Raw genomic sequence first — 21,329 nt, forward strand, 5'->3', positions numbered from 1 at the left:
TATGCAGACTAAAATATCTGATGAAGAAGGATATGGCTTAGCTATTCGCACAGTTGATGATTTAATTCCTGGTAAAGTAATGAAAGGTCATACTGGATCAGCATATGGTTTATACAGTGCCATGTTTTTTCAACCCGAGGATAAATTTGGTTTTGTAGTGATCACAAATGGTTGCAACCCGATTTATACCGATGGGATGAATAATGTTTTAAAACAAACAATGGTTGTGCTGTATAACAATTTCATCAAATAGTTTTTTTGCTTCGAAAGAAATTTCTTGTGCACTTAAGGAAACAGCTGTATAAACTGTTTCCTTTTTTATGGCAATAATTAATCCTATGTGCACTACTATTCGTATCTTTAAACAATCCCTTCAAGTGACAAACAATCTTGTCAAAATTCAAAACATTTTTAAAGGCTTACTGCGACGTTATGGCGACATTACGGCGACCTTACCGCGACTTTTGCTTTAGTCTAGTTCGAGAATACTTCAACTCTGCTTCGTCTGATGATTAGGTTTTGTTGCAGTGATGATGCTCGAAATTTAAATTATCTGAACAAAGGACGACTATGACACGAACTTGGTACAACGAGATTAATAATTAGGTAGTTTGGTGTGTGTATAAATCTGGCCTTGTAATTTTTATTACACAAACGTTTGATTTTAGGTAAATTTAATTTAATAATGTGAGCTGATAATTGAAAAATGCTTCTTGTATAACATTGAATTACAACAGCTAATATAAATTGATACCCTTAATTGGCAATCTTACTCAACTTGTAAAAGATTGAATGTTTCAATTGTAGAAAAAAACAAACGTTTGTGTTGTGATTAAATCTTATAAAAGAAATTACATGTTTAATTTGGAAGCTCCTAACCGAACTAAACCAAATGATTAAACGAACAATTTTATTTCTTTTAAGTGTGTTTTCTATTCATGTAGCACATGCTCAAAATCAATCGAATGCATTAAATGGCGACTCTATTTTCTATCAAATGAAAAAAGTGGCCGACTGGCAATGGAAAAATTTAGAAACAGTAGGATGGAAAAATCCAAAAAAAGACTGGACCAGTGGTGCAATGTATACCGGCATGATGGCTTGGGCTAAATTAGCTAATGATGAAACCTATTATCACAAATTAATTAAGGTAGGAGAAGACAATACATGGCAGATAGGGAAGTACCGTCATTTTGCAGACGATTATTGCGTAGGTCAATTGTATTCTCAATTGTATACTATTTATAAAGAGCCAAAGTACATTGCCGATTTTAAAGCATTAGCAGATACCATTACCCAATTGCCACATACCGAAGGCTTAGAGTGGAAAAAAAATATTCATTTAAGAGAATGGGCTTGGTGCGATGCCTTGTTTATGGGCCCACCAGCATTGGGTTATTTAACCGAAGCAACCGGAGATGCCAAATACGTAGATAAATCTGTTGAGTTATGGAATAAAACAACCGAATACCTTTATGATAAAGAAGAGCATTTATATTATAGAGATAGTCGTTATTTTAATAAGAAAGAAAAAAATGGAGCCAAAGTATTTTGGAGCCGTGGTAACGGATGGGTAATAGGTGGTTTAGTAAGAGTACTTTCTGTACTGCCAAAAAATCATCCAGAACGTAAAAAGTTAGAAAGTTTGTTTATTGATATGTCTACTAAATTAGCCTCAATACAGCAAACAGATGGCAGCTGGCATGCAAGTTTATTAGATCCTGAAAGTTACCCCTCAAAAGAAACCAGTGGTACAGGATTTATCTGTTATGCGATGGCATGGGGCATTAACAATGGATTGATTTCTGAGAAAAAATACCTTCCTATAGTGAGTAAAGCTTGGTTAGCCTTAACTACTTCTGTACATCCAGATGGAAAATTAGGCTTTGTACAAGCACAAGGTGCTGCACCAGATAAAGTAGGTTATGAAGATACCGATGTATATGGCGTAGGTGCTTTCCTTTTAGCAGGTAGTGAAATGCTTCCTCTATACTTGAATCACAAAAATAATGTATTAATTAAAACAGTTTACAACGGAACGGCTACCACAAAACAACAGGTTATAGCATTAAAATGGACAGCTATAACTAATAAAATAAAAAATGCCAATCAGAAAAAAGTGGTAGTTAGAGATGGTGCAACTCATGCTTTAATTCCTTCTACTATTGTGTATAAAGGTAAAAAACCACAGGTATTAAAGTTTACTGTTGACATCTCTGCAGGCACTAATCGATTTTTTGAAATCAGTACTAAATAAAGAACCACATAACATGAATAAACTTAAACATGTGTTTTTAACGGCATTAATTTTTGTTAGCGCAACCGTTGTTACTCAAGCACAATCTCAAAAGAAAACCAAGCAAAATCCTATAGTTACTGGTGTTCAAGATCGTGAGTATTGGGTAAATTTACTATACAAAATATCTTCCCCGGTCATCTTAAATCTTTCAAATAGCACCTTAAAAAAGAATATGCCATTAGAAGTACCTCCAGGTCAAAAGCCAGACTTCTTTAAAAAGGTGACTTATCTTGAAGCTGTTGGTCGTACGATGGCGGGCGTTGCGCCATGGTTAGCATTGCCAGATGATGATACGAAAGAAGGTCAGATGCGTAAAACGCTACGTACTGCACTTTTAAAAGGTATCGCAAATGCTGTTGATCCAGCAAATCCAGATTATTTAAATTTTAGAACTGAAAGTCAGCCAATAGTTGACGCAGCTTATATGGCTCAAGCATTTTTAAGAGCACCAAAAGCCTTGTGGGAACCATTAGATGCGGTAACCAAAGCAAGAATTGCGGAAGAATTTAAAGCGTTACGCACACGTTCAGGAGCATATAACAATTGGTTACTTTTTGCAGGAATAAATGAAGTTTTCTTATTGAGTATTGGCGAACAAGCAGATCCAGTACGCATAGAATTTGCAAAAAGAAAAATCTTAGAATGGTATCAAGGAGATGGATGGTACAGTGATGGCCCTAGTTTTAGTATGGATTATTATAACTCTTATGTAATTCATCCAATGTTAGTTGATTTTTTTAAAGTACTGGCGGATAAAAAAAGAGTTCCTATAGAAATGTACGATACTGCTGTAAAACGCATGACTCGTTATTCAGAATTTTCTGAACGAATGATTAGTCCAGAGGGTACTTACCCTGCAATGGGGAGATCTGTAACCTACCGTACCGCAGTTTTCCAAGCTTTAGGACAAGTAGCGCTGATGAACAAATTGCCTTCGCAAATTAGCCCAGCACAAGTGCGTAGTGGTGTAACTATTGTAATGCATCGCATGTTCGATCAATGCACTAATTTCGATAAGGATGGTTGGTTAGTTTTAGGTTTTTGCGGTTCACAACCAGGCATTGCAGATGTATATACCTCTACTGGTAGTTTGTACATGGCAACTCTAGGGTTTTTACCATTAGGTTTACCAGCTGATAATGCGTTTTGGACAGCACCTGCAGAAGATTGGACCGCAAAAAAAGCTTGGAGTGGACAGCCATTTAAAAAGGATTACCATGTGGAATACTAAATCACATAATTGCCTGCTGTCTTTTCTTAACAATAAACACTTTATTGCATAATGAAGAATTTTAAACTAGTACTCATCGCGTTTGCACTATTTCTTAATAGCGAAGTAAAAGCCCAACAAGCGAAAACCTTTGCTATAGGTACCGAGCATTTTGAGCTTAATGGTAAACCGTATGTAATTCGCTGCGGTGAAATGCACTTTGCTCGTATCCCAAAAGCCGAATGGCGTGATCGTTTAAAAATGGCCAAAGCAATGGGCTTAAACACAGTTTGTGCGTATCTTTTTTGGAACATGCATGAAAATCAAAAAGATCAGTTTACATGGAGCGGTCAGGCGGATGCCAAAACCTTTTGCAAAATAGCACAAGAAGAAGGGTTATATGTGGTTTTAAGACCCGGACCTTATTCATGTGCAGAATGGGAGTTTGGTGGGTTTCCGTGGTGGTTATTAAAAGATAAATCGATTAAATTACGTACACAACATCCGTATTTCTTAGAGCGGAGCAAAAAATACTTAATGGCAGTTGGTAAAGAATTGGCTCCTTTACAGATTAATAAAGGCGGCAATATTTTAATGGTTCAGGTAGAAAATGAATACGGCAGTTATGGCAACGATAAAGCGTACATGAACATTATTAAAGCTGATTTACAAGAAGCTGGATTTACTGTTCCTTTATTTCATTGCGATGGACCCTCTCAATTAAAAGCAGATCATCCTGACGGTTTATTTGCTGTTGTAAACTTTGGTAGCAACCCAGAAGCAAATTTTAAAGCATTGAGAGCAATTCAGCCTACTGGACCATTAATGAGCGGAGAATATTATCCAGGATGGTTTGATAGTTGGGGTCGCCCACACCATACCGGCGATACTAAAAGAATTGTAAATGAATTGAAATACATGTTAGATCAAAAAGCATCTTTCAGTATTTATATGGTACATGGAGGTACAACTTTTGGCACGTATAGCGGTGCAAATGCACCACCGTATTTACCACAAACGAGTAGCTACGATTATGATGCTCCGATTGATGAAGCAGGAAATCCAACAGCAAAGTTTTATGCATTACGAGAATTATTTAGCCAGTATTTACAGGAAGGAGAAACTTTACCTGAAGTTCCGGCAAAACATAAATTCCAAACCTTAGCGCCTGTTAAATTCACAGCCTTTGCTAGTTTAAATCAGAATTTACCAAAACCTGTGTTAAGTGATACCACTATGTTGATGGAAGATTTGAATCAAGATTTTGGTTGTGTGCTCTATAAATCTACTCTCCCGGCAGGTGCAAAAACGACGTTAACTTTTGATGAAATTCACGATTACGCATTGGTTTATATCGATAACAAGTTAATAGGAAGTTTAGATAGAAGAAAAAGTAAATACAGTTTAGAAATTCCTGCACGGGTAAAAGCCGCACAACTTTCTGTTTTAGTAGAAGCGACTGGTCGTGTAAATTACGGTGGACATATGCACGATAGAAAGGGTATTCATGGACGTGTATTTTTAGTTGGCACGAACAAAAAAACTGAAATCAAAAATTGGAAAAACTATCCAATTCGCCTAGGAGATGTGACTATTCCAGTTAACTATCAAGCTTATGCTAAACAAAAACCAGAAGCAGGTTTTTACAAAGGCACTTTTACGGTAAACACTATCGAAGACACCTATTTGGATGTAAGTAAATGGAATAAAGGCTTGGTTTGGGTAAACGGACATTGCTTAAGTCGTTTTTGGAGTATTGGACCAACACAAACCATGCTTGTACCAGAAAGCTGGTTAAAAAAAGGAGCTAACGAAGTAATTGTTTTTGATTTATACGGTTCGGCAAAACCAACATTAACATTCTTAGATCATCCAATATTAGACCAAGTAAATGAGCCACAGCCAGAAAAACATAGAAATGCTACCCAAAAGTGGGATGCAACCAATTTAACAGCTTGGGCTGAAGGTGCTTTCGAAAATAATAATAAATGGCAAACCGTTACTGCAAAGCCAACTTTAGCAAGATACTTGGCTGTAGAAGCACTTTCAGAACAAAAAGGTCAGCCGTTTACCACCATTGCCGAAATTAATGTATACGATAAAAATGGCAATGAAATACCTCGAACCAATTGGAAAGTTGTATTTGCAGATAGTGAAGAAATAGGTGGAGAAGATGGAAGTGCGGTAAATGTTTTCGACTTGCAGTTTACAAGCGTTTGGCACACCGAATGGGAAAATCGTTCGCCAAAACCACCTCATCAATTGGTATTAGATTTAGGCAAAAACTACGAAATAGGCAGCATTAAACTCTTACCAAGACAAGATAATGCCAACGGGCGAATTAAAGAATACAAAATCTATGTATCAACCACTTTATTTAAAGGATTGTAACATGAAGATAAAGTTAATCATCGCTCTGCTTTTAGTACATACAATTGCTTTTGCGCAAGAAGTAAAATTAGCCCCAACACCACCAATGGGATGGATGAGTTGGAACATTATGTCAGAAAATCCGAATGAAAAGGATATCAAGGAAATGGCCGATGCTATGGTTGCAAGCGGAATGGTAAAAGCTGGTTATCACTATATTTTCTTAGATGATTGTTGGCAAGGTGGTCGTGATAACAAAAACAACATCATCGCTGATCCTAAAAAGTTCCCGTCAGGAATTAAATCACTATCAGATTATTTACATAGTAAAAGCATGAAATTAGGTATTTATTCTGATGCTGCGCCATTAACATGTGGAGGTTTTACCGCTAGTTTTAATTTCGAAAATCAAGATGCCAAAACATTTGCATCTTGGGGAGTAGATTATTTGAAATACGATTATTGCAATGCACCTGAAGATGTTGCCACAGCAAAAATTCGTTATGGAAAAATGGCTCAAGCTTTACGCAACTCAGGTAGAGAGATTTTATTAGGAATTTGTGAATGGGGTCCACGTGAGCCTTGGAATTGGGGTGCAGAAGTTGGTGGGCAAAGCTGGCGAACTACTTACGATATTAGAGATAAATGGATAGATATTGAAGGGAAAGGAGGCGTTGGAATTTACAATGTGGTTGATAAAAATGCTGGATTAGCGCAATACTCTGGGCCAGGGAAATGGAATGATGGCGATATGCTGGTAGCGGGTTTGCACGGTGTAAAAGGTCCATCATCTGCTTTTAATGGTAAAGGTTGCACACAGGCAGAATACCAAAGCCAGATGAGTTTATATGCCATGCTTAATTCACCATTGTATGCAAGCTGCGACATTCGTAAAATGGATGATGAAGCAAAAACTATTTTCACAAATGAGGAAGTGATTGCCTTAAATCAAGATGCATTAGGCAAACAAGCTGAACGTAAACTAAAGAATGAAATTTGGGATGTTTTCGTTCGTCCTTTAGCCAATGGCGATTATGCGATCGCCATTCTAAACAAAGCTGGTGATACACAAAATGCTAAAATAAACTTCGCTGATTTAGGTCTAAACGATACATACGAAATCAGAGATTTGTGGCAGCATAAAGTAACAGGAAAAGGTAACAAATGGGTTGGTCAGGTAGCACCACATGAAACCAAAGTTTTTCGATTAAAGAAAATATAAAACGCACATAAAACACACAAATGAAACACGTATTTACATTCGCATTATTGGCTATAGGATTAACTACCTTTGCCCAAAATGCAACAAAAGATCCCGCAACGGTGTTAATTACACCGCAACAAACGCTTTCTAAAAATGATACTGTTTTTAGAAAAGAAATTTCAAAATGGAGTGATCAGGTTTTAAAAAGTACGGATTACAAAAACATTAAAGCACAACCTTCATCAGCCAATTTCCCAGGTTCAGTTAAAGAAGGGTACAAATTTGTAAGTCAGCCTGTAGCTATTACCCATCAAAAAATTGCCGATAGTTTAGTGTCTGTCGTATCAACTTTAGGTTATTCTGGATACGACAGTGATGTGATGTACAGTACAGGTTTATATGCTGCTGCTGGTGAATATATAGAAGTTGATGTGCCAAAAGGTACAAATGTTGACGATTTATCAGTGCAAATTGGTGCACATAGCGATAGATTAAACTATTGGGTTGCTGGTAAGGAAGACTGGCGTCGTATGCCTATCATCACCAAAAAACAAAAACTGGTAATTGGTAAAAACTATTTAACATCCCCATTTGGCGGATTGATTTACATTGATATTAAACCAAAAGGAGAAAGTAGAAGTATTGATTTTAAAATCAGTCATGCGGTTACAGCACCACTTTTTATATTGGGTAAAACTTCGCAAAGCGATTGGCAAGCGCAGTTAAAAAGCAATAAAGCACCTTGGGGCGAAATGGCAACACAAAATATAATCTTAACATTACCAGATAGTGTTTTGCAAACCATTAAAAACCCTGATGAAGTAATGAAATTGTGGGACTTAATTGTTGGTGGAGAAATGGAATTAGCGCAAATGCCTTTGCCATTTTACAGAGCACAACGTTTAGTGCCAGATGAGCAAATTGGTGGCGGTTATATGCATAGTGGTTATCCAATTATGATCCATCATTCGCCAAGTAAACACCTATTATCGACAGAAATTATGGCTGACCCATCTTTATTGATGAAACCAAATGGTGGAGGAGCTAACTGGGGCTTTTTCCACGAAATTGGGCATAACATGCAAAACTTAAATTGGGTTTTTGGCGGTACAACAGAAGTGAGTAATAACTTTTTCTCTTTATACATGTTCGATAGATTGATTGGAGGCCGAGACAATGCACATTCAGCTATTTCTAATGCAAATACCCAAAAGCAAATGAAAAAATACTTTGCAGAAGGTCCGAGTTATGATAAATGGAAAAGCGATCCTTTTCTAGGCTTAATTATGTTCCGTCAAATGCAAGAAGGTTTTGGATGGGAAAGCTTTAAATCTTTCTTTATCGCTTATCAAAAAATGGGAGCTACCATTGGCAGGTTAAACGATCAGCAAAAACGAGATTTATGGGTTAAAACTTATTCGAATATTGTAAAAAGAAACTTAGCACCATTTTGGAATACGTGGGGTGTAACAATTAGCAATGCAACTACTAAAGAATTATCAGTTTATCCGCAATGGAAACCGTATAATTTTCCTCCACAGAATTAGTTAATTGAACTCGTCATTGCGAGGCACGAAGCAATCTTAAAGCTATGGTACATCCTAAAGGTGTTGTAAGATTAATTCGTGACTAGCAATGACGAAACGCTTTATAAATGATTCTTTTATAAATAAAAACGATGAAAAAAATAACCCTCATTCTACTCATCAGCTTTGCTTACCACCTTAGCTTTGCGCAAAATCTAAGTAAATACAACCTTAGCTTTGATCAATTAGCAACAAAATGGGATGAAGCTATGCCCTTGGGCAATGGCATGTTGGGCGCTTTAGTTTGGGGTAAGAATGATAAATTACGTCTTTCATTAGATAGAGCAGATTTATGGGACGAACGCAAGGCACAACCAAATCTCAATACCTATAACTGGAAATGGGTGCAAAATCAGGTGGATAAAAAGGAATATGGCATTGTTCAGAAAACATTAGATGATCCCTATCACCAAACCACACCCACTAAAATTCCAGCAGCGGCAATCGAATTTAATATTAGTGGTTTAGGTAAAGTACTATCAAACGTCTTGGATATAAAAACTGCATTAAATACCGTGAAATTTCAAAATGGTGTCGTATTTAACTGTTATATCCACGCGACGAGAAATGAAGGTTTTTTCGGATTTGAGAACCTGAGAAATACAGCTATTTTAACCGAATTAATTGTTCATAATTATGCAGGAAATGAAAAAATAGCGAATGATAATAGCCATTCTGGAGAAGGTCTTCAAAAGTTAGGTTATGCCAAAGGCGATGTAACCAAAACAACAAATACCATCCGTTACAGACAACCAATGACTGATGGACATTTTTACGAAGTATTAATCGTATGGCAAAAAATAAACAATCGTATTATAGGGTCATGGACAGTAACTAAAGATGCTGCGGCAATAATTCCACCTATTTCAGCAACAGCTAAAGAACCAACTGGGTGGGATACACATATCAAATGGTGGGCAAATTTTTGGAGCAAATCTTCCATTTCTATTCCCGATGAATTGGTGCAAAAACAATATTATTTAGAGCAATACAAATTAGGTGCTGTAGCAAGAAAAGGAGCGCCAGCCATTACTTTACAAGCAGTATGGACAGCCGATAATGGCAATTTACCACCTTGGAAAGGAGATTTTCATAACGATTTAAATACCCAATTGAGTTATTGGCCAACCTATACTTCAAACCATTTAGCAGAAGGTAAAACCTTTACCGATTGGCTGTGGAAAGTTAGGGGCGAGAGCGAAAAATATACGAAAGCCTATTTTGGTGTAACTGGTTTAAATATACCGGGCGTTGTCACATTAAACGGTTATCCAATGGGAGGATGGATACAATATTCAATGAGCCCAACAGTAGGCGCTTGGTGTTCACAACATTTTTATTGGCAGTGGAAATACAGTATGGATAAGCAATTTTTAAACGAGCAAGCCTATCCTTACATTACGCAATCGGCCACATTTTTAGAGAACATTACTTTTTTAAAAGATGGAGTGCGAATGTTGCCCCTAAGTTCTAGTCCTGAGTATAACGATAATTCTATCACTGCTTGGTTTAAAAATTGGAGCAATTTCGATTTAGGTTTAGCTAAGTTTTTATTTAAAGCTGCAAAAGAAGTTTCACTAGCCAAAGGCGATAAAAAAGGTGCAGCACACTGGCAAACTATCGCTAATCAACTGCCAGATTATGAAGTCAACGAAACAGGATTTACAATTGCGCCTGGTCAAAACCTTACTTCATCTCATCGCCACATGTCGCAATATATGGCTATCTATCCACTAGCATTGTTAGATTATAACAAACCTGAAGATAAAGCTCGCATTGATAATTCGTATAAACAATTAGAAGCCAAAGGAACAAGAGCTTGGTGCGGGTATTCTTTCAGTTGGATGGCATCTTTATATGCGAGAGCTTACCAAGCAGATAAAGCACTTAAACAATTGCAAATCTTTGCTTCAAACTTCTGTTCACCAAATAGTTTCCACTTAAATGGAGATCAAAAAGGTGGGCAATATTCTGGTTTTACCTATCGTCCGTTTACATTAGAAGGAAATTTTGCTTTTGCCCAAGGTGTAAATGAATTATTGTTACAAAGCAGAAATGGCTATATCGAAGTTTTTCCAGCGATACCAAGTACGTGGAAAGAGTGTTCTTTTAAAGATTTAAGAACAGAAGGTGCATTTTTAATCAGTGCCAGTTATAAAAATAGCAAGACCGATAATATTACAATTTTTGCTGAGCAAGGCGGAGAATTAAACCTAAAATTGCCTAAAGGGAATTTTACCGTTGCAGGAAAGCAGGTTAAAACTATTAATGGAATTGTTAATTTAACTACCAAAAAAGGAGAAAAAGTAGTTTTCCTAAACAAAGAGTAAAAAATAAATCTCAATCCTGCTCGCATCCCAACTTGAGCCAATAGCTATCGGATGAGAATCGTAATGCATTAGCAAGTTTTTTACGCATACGATTCCCGTTCTCACGGGAAAGACGAGTTTAACGTGAATTCTAGGGGCATATAATCTTGTCTTAATTGCCCCCTAACGTTGACTTTTTTACCAACCATTTTTCAATTTAAGTTGTCATATCTTAGTATAACCTTAAATCAATTAAAAAATGGAAATCAAACCAGTAAGCAATCGCCTATTCGCTCTTATCGTATTGTACGATATGCATACCACCTATTTCGGTAATGCAATTGATGGCATTTCTAATGAAGATGCACATCAGCGTTTAAACACAAAAGCTAATCACATTGCATGGATTAGTGGAAGTTTAGTACAAGGAAGGTACGAATTAGCTGATTTATTAGGATTAGATCTTAAACAAACAGCCCACGAACTTTTTGCAAATTTCAAAGGAATTCAAGATCATGAAACTTATCCAGCATTAGCTGATTTTAAAAAAGATTGGGAAAAAATTACTCCAATTTTAAGAGAGAAACTCATGCAAGTTACCGATGAAGAATTGGATAAAATATTAGAATTTCCCGATATGAGTTTCCCTTTGTTTGAAATGATCTCTTTTACAATTTATCGGGAGGCAAATTGCATTGGCCAAATCGCATTATGGCGTAGGTTATTAAATTATGATGCAATGAAATACATGTAATTATAAGTTATGATGAAAACAATGCAAGTTCAAGATGATTTAAACAATACCTTTTCTGATTTGGAAAAAGCAATTTCATTAATTGACCAAGAAAATTTTAATACAATTCCTTTTCCAAATAGCTGGACAGCTGGCCAAGTAGTGCAACATATTATATTAGCTAGTGGGGGTTTTGCAGAAATTCTAAATGCAACTGTTAAACCTAGCGATAGGGCTGCAGATGAATTAATTCCTAGAATTAAAACTGATTTTCTAAACTTTGGTATAAAAATGAAATCTCCTGATTTTATCTTACCCGATGACAAAACGTACACTAAAGATGAATTATTGAACACTATACAGGGAATTAAAACTAGTATTAGTAAAGAAATAGAAACGTTAGATCTTACCCAACTTTGCTTAGCTTTCGAATTACCAGTCTATGGATTTTTGACACGATTGGAAGCTATCTATTTTGTGATTTATCATACGCAAAGACATGTACATCAATTAAATAACATAGCACTTCAATGGGCTGATTGAAATTAAAACCTAAAGAAATAGTGAAAATTTTCGGTTTAAAAAATCAAGATAATTTTTAAAAAATGAATTATCTTGTAGTAAACTTAAAAACCAAATAATATGAAAATTGCAATTATCATTGTTAGAAGCCTATTAGGCTTAATGTTTGTTTTTGCTGCCGTTGTTGTTCTTTTTAAAATTCCAATGGAGCAACCACCAATGACACCTGGCGCAACAGCTTTTATGACTGGATTGATGTCTGGAAATTATTTTATGACGTTATTAAAAGTTATTGAATTGATTTGTGGCATTTTACTGCTTATTAATTTTTGGGCACCCTTGGCAACCGTGGTATTATTTCCAATTACGGTAAATATTCTGTGTTTCCATGCATTTCTTGACGAGCCTAAAAATTTGCCAAGTGCCTTATTTTTAATCGTAGCAAATCTGTTTTTAGCCTATGCCTATCGTAAAAACTATGCTGGGTTGTTACTATCTAAACCTATTCAATAAATTTCGCTACAAAATTGTAACGTTTCGCCTGTCGGTGGTCTAAATAGTAGAAAGGATGATCGGCAGGTTAATAAAAATTAAATCATGGTTGAGGTTTTTAAAACAGATGTAGCAAATTGTGAGGATGCCAAATGGTTGATTGCTCAGCTACATGAAAACTTTAATGATCATTTGGCAAACTTTGATTTAGAGGATTGCGACTTAATTCTCAGGATCGAATGCCCTAACGGTTCAGTAAATGCTGAATCAATTATCAAATTCTTAAAAGAAAGAGGATTTGAGGCAGAAGTCTTACTAGATGATTTAGAGCCTACAACGAATGTAAGCGCTCATTTTTCTGCACTACAAAGTGCAGGCTTTTCCGAAAAATAATCTCATTGCAGCATCATTTTCTAGTTTGAACTAATACGTAAATTTTATTTTCAAATCCTATTCGTTAACTTTATGAACAGTTAAAAGCTATTCCTATGTTCAAGAATCTATGTCTATTGTTCGTATTTGCTAGTTGTACGCTCTCCGTTTTTGCACAAAAAAAAGACGATATTTTAGGTAAATGGGTTAATCCTTCGGGCGAAGGACAAGTTGAGATCTATAAAAAAGGCGATAAATATAACGGCAAATTAGTTTGGATTAAAGACCCAAATGATGATAATGGCAAACCGAAATTGGATATAAAAAACCCAAATTCGAGTTTACGCTCAAGACCTGTGATGGGATTAGAGATTTTAAAGAATTTTGTTTTTGAGGATGGAAAATGGACGGATGGAACAATTTATGATCCTAAAACAGGTAAAACGTATAGCTGTAATTTATCATTAAAAGAAAATGGACAACTAAACATCAGAGGATATATTGGTATTTCGATAATTGGTAGATCTGAAAGTTGGAAAAGAGTAAAATAACTTTCCTACCTTCAATTGTTTAGTTCAAATTAATAAAGCTATTATGAAAAACATTTTCTGGTTCTTTTTACTTTTCTCTACCACCAGCTTTGCGCAAAGTTATACGCTAAAACCGTTAACATCTGGAAAAAATACAAGCATGCGTGGTTTATCAATCGTATCTGATTCCGTAGCGTGGGTGAGTGGAAGTAATGGACAAGTTGGAAAAAGTTTAGATGGTGGTAAAACTTGGGAATGGACTCAACCAAAAGGATATGAAAAATTAGATTTTAGAGATATTGAAGCCTTTGATCAATTGAAAGCAATTGTGGTAAATGCAGGTTCTCCGGCCTATATTCTTTCTACCATTGACGGAGGAAAGAGCTGGAGAGAAGTTTATAAAAATACTGATTCGGCTATATTTTTAGATGGAATGGGTTTTTGGGATGAACAACAAGGAATTATATTTGGCGACCCGATTAACAATAAAATGCAACTTTTAAAAACTACGGATGGTGGTTTAACTTGGCAAAATATTTCAGGAAACTTGAAAAAAGAGTTAAAGGTTGGAGAAGCAGGTTTTGCTGCAAGCGGAACAACCATTAGAACCACTACAGATGGTAAAGTGTGGATTGCTAGTGGAGGTTCTACATCTAAAATCTATTACTCGAGCAATTATGGTCATAAATGGAAAGTATATGATTGCCCAATTATACAAGGTGAAAGTAGCACAGGACCATTTTCAATTGCATTTTACGATGCAAAAAAAGGGATCGCAGTAGGTGGCAATTACTTAAAAGATAAAGAAAGTATAAACAACGCAGTACTCACTACCAATGGTGGTAAAACATGGTCTAAACCACAAAAATCTGTGAGCGGTTATCGCTCTGCGGTAGAATATATTACAGATCAATTGTGCTTTGCAACAGGTTCTTCTGGTACCGATGTTTCTACGGATGGTGGTAAAAACTGGACTAATATTTCATCATTAAATTTTAATGCTCTTCAAAAAGCAAAAAAAGGTAATTTAATTCTGTTAACAGGAAACAGAGGAAGCATTTATCAATTAACTTGGTAGAAATAATCATAAAGTCATTGCTTCGTTCCTCGCAATGACGTAACTCATACGTATTATCAATCCTTTGTCATAAATCAGCTACTTTTTTGATAGAAAGAGCATGTATTTATTTATATATCTACTTTTGTCGTTTAACAAAAATGTTAAACACAATTGTAAATGGCACAGAGAGATACAGGAACAGAGCAATTAATTAAAGATACCGCTAAGCGGATTTTCTTTTCTGAGGGAAAATTACATGCTACTACACAAGATATTGCAGATGCAGCTGGTGTAAATAGAACGCTAGTTAATTACTACTTTAGATCACGCGATATTCTTTTTGAACAGGTTGCAGAGGAAGCTAGGGCAGAAATGTCGGCGCAATTGGAATCAGTTTTTTCAGCTAAACTAGAATTTAAAGAAAAAGTACATCGATTGATTACAGTTTTTATGGATCAAGCTATTAAATTTCCTTACAGAGAAATGTATGTAGTTACGGAATCTAAGCGTACAGAGAGAGCCGTTCCAGATGAAAAGCGGAATAGAATTCGAAAATTTCTAGCAGAAATAAAAGAGGAAATGGAACTTGGCCGAATTAAAAAAATGGACCCTAGACATTTTTTAATGAATTTATTTTCCTTAATGGCATATCCATTAATTACTACCTGCATAAATAAATCACTTTACAATATTAACGATAAAGAATACCTGAAATTAATGAAAGAGCGTAAGCAATTAATTTTCGAAATGATATATCAATAATTAAAAACAGAAACACAAAAGCAACACCATATAACATGAAAACAACAATCCGACTATCAATTATTCTATTTTTAGGAGCTATACTTGCTTCTTGCGGCGGCAAGGATGAGAAGGCGGCACAAGCAGCTGCAGCAGCAGGTGAACCCCAACCATACCCTGTATTTGCAGTAAATACACAGAGTACAACATTAGATTCTGATTACCCTGCAACAATAGAGGGAATTGAGAATGTAGATATCAGACCAAAAGTTGATGGATTTATTGAAAGAATTTATGTAGATGAAGGTGCTGTTGTAAGAAAAGGACAATTGTTATTTACCATTAATGCTCCACAATACGAACAACAAGTTAGAACTGCCAGTGCTGCTATTAGTAGTGCAGAAGCGGATGTGAATGCGGCCCAACTACAAGTAAATAAAACTAAGCCACTTGTAGATAAGGATATCATTAGTAAATATGAATTGGAATCTGCTCAATTAACATTACAAAGTAGAAGAGCAGCATTAGCACAAGCAAAAGCAGCTTTAGTAAACGCAAAAGTTAATTTAGGTTATACGAGAATTACAAGTCCGGTAGATGGAGTAGTTGGTAGTTTGCCATTTAAAACCGGTAGTTTAGTAAGTGGCACAAGTGCTCAGCCATTAACTACCATTTCTAATACGTCTAAAGTTTACGCTTACTTTTCGTTAAACGAAAAGCAATTACTTGATTTTTCAACGATTTATAAAGGGAAAAATTTAACTGAGCAAATGAAAAATATCCCTGCTGTTAGTTTAATCCTTGCAGATGGAACAGTATATGCTCAAAATGGGAAAATAGAATCTATAAATGGACAGATCAATACAACAACTGGTTCTGCTAGTTTAAGAGCTACTTTTCCTAATGCAAATTCGATATTAAAAAATGGTGCAAGTGCAATGGTTCGCATTCCTCAGCACATTAGCGATGTAATTTTAATCCCTCAAAAATCTACAACAGATTTACAAGGAAAGAAATTTGTATATCTATTAGGAGATTCGGCTAAAGTAGTTAATACACCTGTAGAAGTGATGGAAATTACAAAAGGCAAATTTTATGTAGTAACAAAAGGTTTAAAAGCTGGAGATAAAGTGGTTTTAGAAGGTTTTCAATCTTTAAAAGAAGGAACGAAAATTAAGCCTCAAGAATTAAACACTGACTCTGTATATGCGGAAATTAAAAAATAAGACTGTCTAAATCTAAAATCAAAATCGTACATCGTAAATATAAATTATGTTTAAGAAATTTATAGATAGACCAGTTTTATCAACTGTAATATCAATTATCATTGTAATATTAGGTATACTGGGGCTCATCACTTTACCCGTTTCTCAATATCCTGAAATTGCACCGCCAACTGTACAAGTTTCTGCATCTTATCAAGGTGCAAATGCAGATGTGGTGATGAATAGTGTGGTTATTCCACTCGAAGAACAAATAAATGGGGTGGAAGACATGACTTACATGACTTCTTCTGCCAGTAACGATGGTACTGCAACCATAACCGTAAACTTTAAACTAGGTACAAACCCAGATTTAGCGGCTGTAAACGTACAAAACCGAGTGGCTAGAGCAAGCAGTTTACTACCTGCAGAGGTGACACGTTCTGGTGTAGTTACTGCAAAAAGACAAGCAAGTAATGTGTTGATTTTTGGTATTTATAGTGATGATCCATCGTATGACCAGAAATTTTTACAGAACTATGCAAACATCAATATCATTCCTCAAATTAAACGTATCAACGGAGTAGGAGATGCAAGTGCATTTGGACAAATGGATTATACCATGCGTTTATGGCTTAAGCCAGATGTAATGGCAACTTATGGTTTGGTGCCAAATGATGTAAGCGTTGCTTTAGCAGAACAAAATATTGAAGCTGCACCAGGACAATTTGGTGAGCAAGGTGAGCAATCATTTCAATATACTTTAAAATATACAGGTAGATTAAAAGACGAAACAGCATTTAGTAACATCATTATTAGAACTGGTGCTAATGGACAGGTTCTTCGTTTAAAAGATATCGCAAGAATTGAGCTTGGCGCATTAAGTTATGGAAGCTCTGTTAAGTTTGATGGTAAACCTGCTTTGGGTATTGCAATTAATCAAACTGCAGGTTCTAATGCAAAAGAAGTAATTGAAAACTCAATTAAAGCGCTAGATGAAGCGCAAAAATCTTTTCCTAAAGGAGTTCATTATACTACATTAATTAACGTTAACGATTTCTTAGATGCCTCTATCGAGAAAGTATTGCACACCTTAATAGAAGCCTTTATTTTGGTGTTCTTGGTTGTGTTTATTTTCTTACAAGATTTCCGTTCTACTTTAATTCCTGCTATTTCTGTACCAGTGGCGATTATTGGTACTTTCTTCTTTTTAAGTCTATTCGGGTTTACCATTAACTTATTAACGCTTTTTGCATTAGTACTGGCAATTGGTATTGTGGTAGATGATGCCATTGTAGTCGTCGAGGCAGTACACGCCAAGTTGGATCATGGGTATAAATCTGCCAAAAAAGCAACAATAGATGCGATGGATGATATTAGTGGCGCTATTGTTTCGATTACTTTAGTAATGGCTGCGGTATTTATTCCAGTAAGTTTCATTCAAGGTTCATCAGGAGTATTCTACAAACAATTCGGTTTAACATTAGCTATTGCGATTATTTTATCGGCAATTAATGCGTTAACATTAAGTCCGGCATTGTGTGCTTTATTATTAAAACCACATGCAGAAGATCATGAAAAACCTAAAAACTTCTTACAGCGTTTTTATGTAGGTTTTAATACCTCATTCGATTTAATGACGAATAGGTATAAAAGATCAGTTAGCTTTTTGTCTCGTAAAAAGTGGGTAGCTATTGCTGGTATCTTAGCTTTCGTAGGCATATTAATTTGGACGATGAATACTACTCCAAAAGGATTTGTACCTAATGAAGATTTAGGAACAATCATGTCTGATATTTCATTACCAGCAGGAACATCACAAGAAGAAACCGCAGTTGTAATTACACAAATTGATGAGATCGTTCACACTATACCAGAAGTTAAAAATTCACTAAGAATTGTAGGTAGAAGTATGATTAGTGGTAGTGGAAGTTCATATGGAATGGTAATTTCTCGTTTAAAGCCATGGGATCAACGTAAACGCGATGTGAAAGCGATTATAGGCGAACTATTTGCGAAAACGGCGAAAATAAAAGGAGCAAAAATCATTTTCTTCGCACCACCTACCATTCAAGGTTTTGGTACAAGTGGGGGTTTTGAATTCCAGTTACAAGATAAAACAGGTGGAGAAATTAAAAAATTCACAGAGGTTGGAAATACATTTTTAGCAGCATTGAGTAAACGACCAGAAATTCAATATGCATCCACTTCTTTTAACCCAAATTTTCCTCAATATCAAATTGATGTGAATGTGGCAAAAGTTAAGCAAGCTGGTTTAACTGTAACTGATGTGCTAGGCGTTTTACAAGGTTATTACGGCGGTGTTTACGCATCAAACTTTAATAAGTATGGCAAACAGTTTAGGGTAATGTATCAAGCAGATGCACCTTACCGTGCCAATGAGCAGACATTAAACAGCATTTATGTGCGTAACAATACAGGTAGTATGGCTCCAATCACTGAGTTCATTACTCTTGAAAGAGTTTACGGCCCACAAGCAATTTCTCGTTTTAATTTGTATACATCACTTGCAGTAACAGGAGCGCCAAAGCCAGGTTTTAGTTCTGGAGATGCGCTTAAAGCAGTACAAGAAGAGGCTGCATTACACTTGCCAGCTGGTTATGGCTATGAATTTTCAGGCTTATCTAGGGAAGAAATGGCAGGTGGCAATCAGACCATTTTTATCTTCTTACTCTGTGTAATTTTCGTTTATTTCTTGCTTTGTGCGCAATACGAAAGCTATATTTTGCCTTTAGCAGTTTTAATCTCTTTGCCAATAGGTTTAGCCGGTGTATTTATTTTCGATAAGATTTTTGGAGTGGATAATAACATCTACACCCAAATTACACTGATTATGCTGGTTGGTTTGTTAGCTAAAAATGCCATCTTAATTGTAGAGTATGCTGTAGATAGAAGAAGAAGAGGAATGAGTATTGTTAATGCTGCAATTGAAGGTGCAACAGCTCGTTTGCGCCCAATTTTAATGACATCTTTTGCATTTATATTAGGATTATTACCACTTATGCTTTCGGCAGGAGTAGGGGCAGCTGGAAATAAATCAATTGGTACAGGTGCCGTAGGAGGAATGTTAATTGGTACTATTTTCGGAATTTTTGTAATCCCTGCATTATTTATCATTTTCCAAACCTTACAAGAAAAAGTAAGCAATAAATCTCCTTTTATAGAAGGTGCGGATCTAGAACCAAAATTAGAATTTCCGGAAGTTGATAACCGTGAACATTAATAGTAAACACATGAAATTAAGATATAAACATTCATTTCTCATCATCGGCTTTGTTGTATTAACTTTAAGCGCTTGCGTAACTCAAAAATACGAACGCCCAAAAGTTGTAACCCAAGATTTGTACCGTGATCAGAATACAACAGATACCGCAACACTAGCAAATTTACCTTGGCAAAACTTGTTTACAGATGCTAATTTGCAAACGTTAATTCAACAAGGTTTAAATGAAAATTTAGACTTAAAACAAGCAATTGAACGCATTAAAATTGCACAAGCAACTTTACAACAAAGTAAATCGGCTTTCTTACCAAGTTTGCAAGGTGATGTTTCTGTAACGGATGCAAAGCAATCTAAGGCGGCATTAAATTTTCCAGCAGGAGTAAACATCAATCTAGAAACACAAACTTATAGAGCGCAGTTAAGTACAAGTTGGGAAGCTGATATTTGGGGTAAATTAAGTAGTGCAAAACGTTCTGCCTATGCAACTTTATTACAAACTGATGCTGCAAAAAGAGCGGTTCAAACGCAATTAATTGCAAACATTGCGAACACGTATTACAATTTATTGGCTTTAGATAAACAATTAGCAATTACGTTGCAAACTATAAAAAGCAGAACAAATAATGTAGCAACCATGAAAGCTTTGAAAGAAGGAGCTAAAGTTAATGGAGCTGCAGTTGTGCAAAGCGAAGCAAATTTATACGCTGCAGAGGTTACCATACCAGATTTAAAAAGAAGCATTAGAGAAACCGAAAATGCCTTAAACATTTTGTTGGCTAGAGCACCAGGAAGCATTCTTCGTTCTGATTTAGATAGTCAATCTGCATATGGCAATTTAGAAACTGGAATTTCTGCTCAATTATTGCAAAACAGACCAGACGTACAGGCTGCGGAATTTAGCTTTAGAGCTGCTTTTGAAAATACGAATGTAGCTAAGACTTATTTCTATCCTGCTTTAACGTTAACTGCAAGCGGTGGTTTATCTAGCTTGCAATTGAAGGACTTCTTTAACAATTCTGTGTTTTATAATTTAATTGGAGGATTAACCCAGCCAATTTTTGCGAAAGGACAAAATAAAGCTCGTTTAACTACGGCGCAAGCACAACAGCAGCAAGCATTTTATACATTTCAACAAACACTTTTAACAAGTGGTCAAGAGGTTTCTAATGCATTATATGCATATCAGACCGCGACAGAAAAAGAGACCACCAGAGCGAAGCAAATCGCTTCTTTAACTAAAGCAGTAGACTTTACTCAAGAATTATTGCGTTACAGTTCAGCAACGAATTATACTGATGTTTTAACTTCTGAACAAAGTTTATTAGCTGCTCAATTAAGTGGTGTAAGCGATAAATTGCAAAAATTACAAGCTGTAGTTAATTTATACCGTGCCTTAGGTGGGGGTTGGAAATAAGAATTTTCATTTAATTTGTTTTCGGAAGAGGTTCGTAGAGA

17 protein-coding genes are annotated in these 21,329 nt (G+C 35.8%); all 17 read left to right on the forward strand.

The annotated features are described in order from the left end of the window. Window position 1 precedes the first annotated feature (1 nt). The gene (locus ACHMWN_RS10900) at window positions 2-253 is read left to right on the forward strand and encodes a hypothetical protein (protein ID WP_397300787.1); all 252 of its coding nucleotides are present in this window, start codon (window positions 2-4) and stop codon (window positions 251-253) included. Between the two features lie 639 nt (window positions 254-892). Then, window positions 893-2,257, forward strand: coding sequence for a glycoside hydrolase family 105 protein (locus ACHMWN_RS10905; protein ID WP_397300790.1), 1,365 nt, complete (start codon window positions 893-895; stop codon window positions 2,255-2,257). 13 nt (window positions 2,258-2,270) lie between these two features. After that, window positions 2,271-3,530 (forward strand): DUF2264 domain-containing protein, encoded by a 1,260-nt coding sequence (locus tag ACHMWN_RS10910; RefSeq protein WP_397300791.1) that lies wholly within the window; start codon window positions 2,271-2,273, stop codon window positions 3,528-3,530. 51 nt (window positions 3,531-3,581) lie between these two features. Next, complete coding sequence (locus tag ACHMWN_RS10915; RefSeq protein WP_397300793.1) at window positions 3,582-5,900, forward strand: beta-galactosidase; 2,319 nt, start codon at window positions 3,582-3,584, stop codon at window positions 5,898-5,900. Between the two features lies 1 nt (window position 5,901). Next, window positions 5,902-7,101: a glycoside hydrolase family 27 protein gene (locus tag ACHMWN_RS10920; protein ID WP_397300795.1), complete on the forward strand. Its 1,200-nt coding sequence runs from the start codon at window positions 5,902-5,904 to the stop codon at window positions 7,099-7,101. Between the two features lie 20 nt (window positions 7,102-7,121). Further along, window positions 7,122-8,630 (forward strand): M60 family metallopeptidase, encoded by a 1,509-nt coding sequence (locus ACHMWN_RS10925; protein WP_397300798.1) that lies wholly within the window; start codon window positions 7,122-7,124, stop codon window positions 8,628-8,630. Between the two features lie 131 nt (window positions 8,631-8,761). Then, entirely contained in the window at window positions 8,762-10,999 is a 2,238-nt protein-coding gene (locus tag ACHMWN_RS10930) for a glycosyl hydrolase family 95 catalytic domain-containing protein (RefSeq protein WP_397300800.1), read from the forward strand. A 238-nt stretch (window positions 11,000-11,237) separates the two neighbouring features. Further along, the gene (locus ACHMWN_RS10935) at window positions 11,238-11,732 is read left to right on the forward strand and encodes a DinB family protein (RefSeq protein ID WP_397300803.1); all 495 of its coding nucleotides are present in this window, start codon (window positions 11,238-11,240) and stop codon (window positions 11,730-11,732) included. A 9-nt stretch (window positions 11,733-11,741) separates the two neighbouring features. Continuing rightward, window positions 11,742-12,254: a DinB family protein gene (locus ACHMWN_RS10940; RefSeq protein ID WP_397300805.1), complete on the forward strand. Its 513-nt coding sequence runs from the start codon at window positions 11,742-11,744 to the stop codon at window positions 12,252-12,254. Between the two features lie 99 nt (window positions 12,255-12,353). Continuing rightward, window positions 12,354-12,746 carry a DoxX family membrane protein gene (locus ACHMWN_RS10945; protein ID WP_397300808.1) on the forward strand — a complete coding sequence of 131 codons (393 nt, stop codon included), beginning with the start codon at window positions 12,354-12,356 and terminating at the stop codon, window positions 12,744-12,746. An 84-nt stretch (window positions 12,747-12,830) separates the two neighbouring features. After that, entirely contained in the window at window positions 12,831-13,118 is a 288-nt protein-coding gene (locus ACHMWN_RS10950) for a hypothetical protein (protein WP_397300811.1), read from the forward strand. A 95-nt stretch (window positions 13,119-13,213) separates the two neighbouring features. Continuing rightward, a complete protein-coding gene (locus ACHMWN_RS10955) occupies window positions 13,214-13,648 on the forward strand; it encodes a DUF2147 domain-containing protein (protein WP_397300813.1) in 435 nt (144 codons plus the stop codon). A gap of 43 nt (window positions 13,649-13,691) precedes the next feature. Further along, window positions 13,692-14,705, forward strand: a complete 1,014-nt coding sequence (locus ACHMWN_RS10960; protein WP_397300816.1) for a WD40/YVTN/BNR-like repeat-containing protein — start codon at window positions 13,692-13,694, stop codon at window positions 14,703-14,705. Window positions 14,706-14,864: 159 nt separating this feature from the next. Next, window positions 14,865-15,449 (forward strand): TetR/AcrR family transcriptional regulator, encoded by a 585-nt coding sequence (locus tag ACHMWN_RS10965; protein ID WP_397300819.1) that lies wholly within the window; start codon window positions 14,865-14,867, stop codon window positions 15,447-15,449. A gap of 35 nt (window positions 15,450-15,484) precedes the next feature. Next, a complete protein-coding gene (locus ACHMWN_RS10970) occupies window positions 15,485-16,654 on the forward strand; it encodes an efflux RND transporter periplasmic adaptor subunit (protein ID WP_397300822.1) in 1,170 nt (389 codons plus the stop codon). 46 nt (window positions 16,655-16,700) lie between these two features. Further along, window positions 16,701-19,874, forward strand: coding sequence for an efflux RND transporter permease subunit (locus ACHMWN_RS10975; RefSeq protein ID WP_397300825.1), 3,174 nt, complete (start codon window positions 16,701-16,703; stop codon window positions 19,872-19,874). Between the two features lie 10 nt (window positions 19,875-19,884). Continuing rightward, complete coding sequence (locus ACHMWN_RS10980; protein ID WP_397300828.1) at window positions 19,885-21,288, forward strand: efflux transporter outer membrane subunit; 1,404 nt, start codon at window positions 19,885-19,887, stop codon at window positions 21,286-21,288. The last annotated feature ends 41 nt before the right edge of the window (window positions 21,289-21,329 follow it).

This window comes from Pedobacter sp. UC225_61 (assembly GCF_044452285.1).
Classification (GTDB): Bacteria; Bacteroidota; Bacteroidia; order Sphingobacteriales; family Sphingobacteriaceae; genus Pedobacter.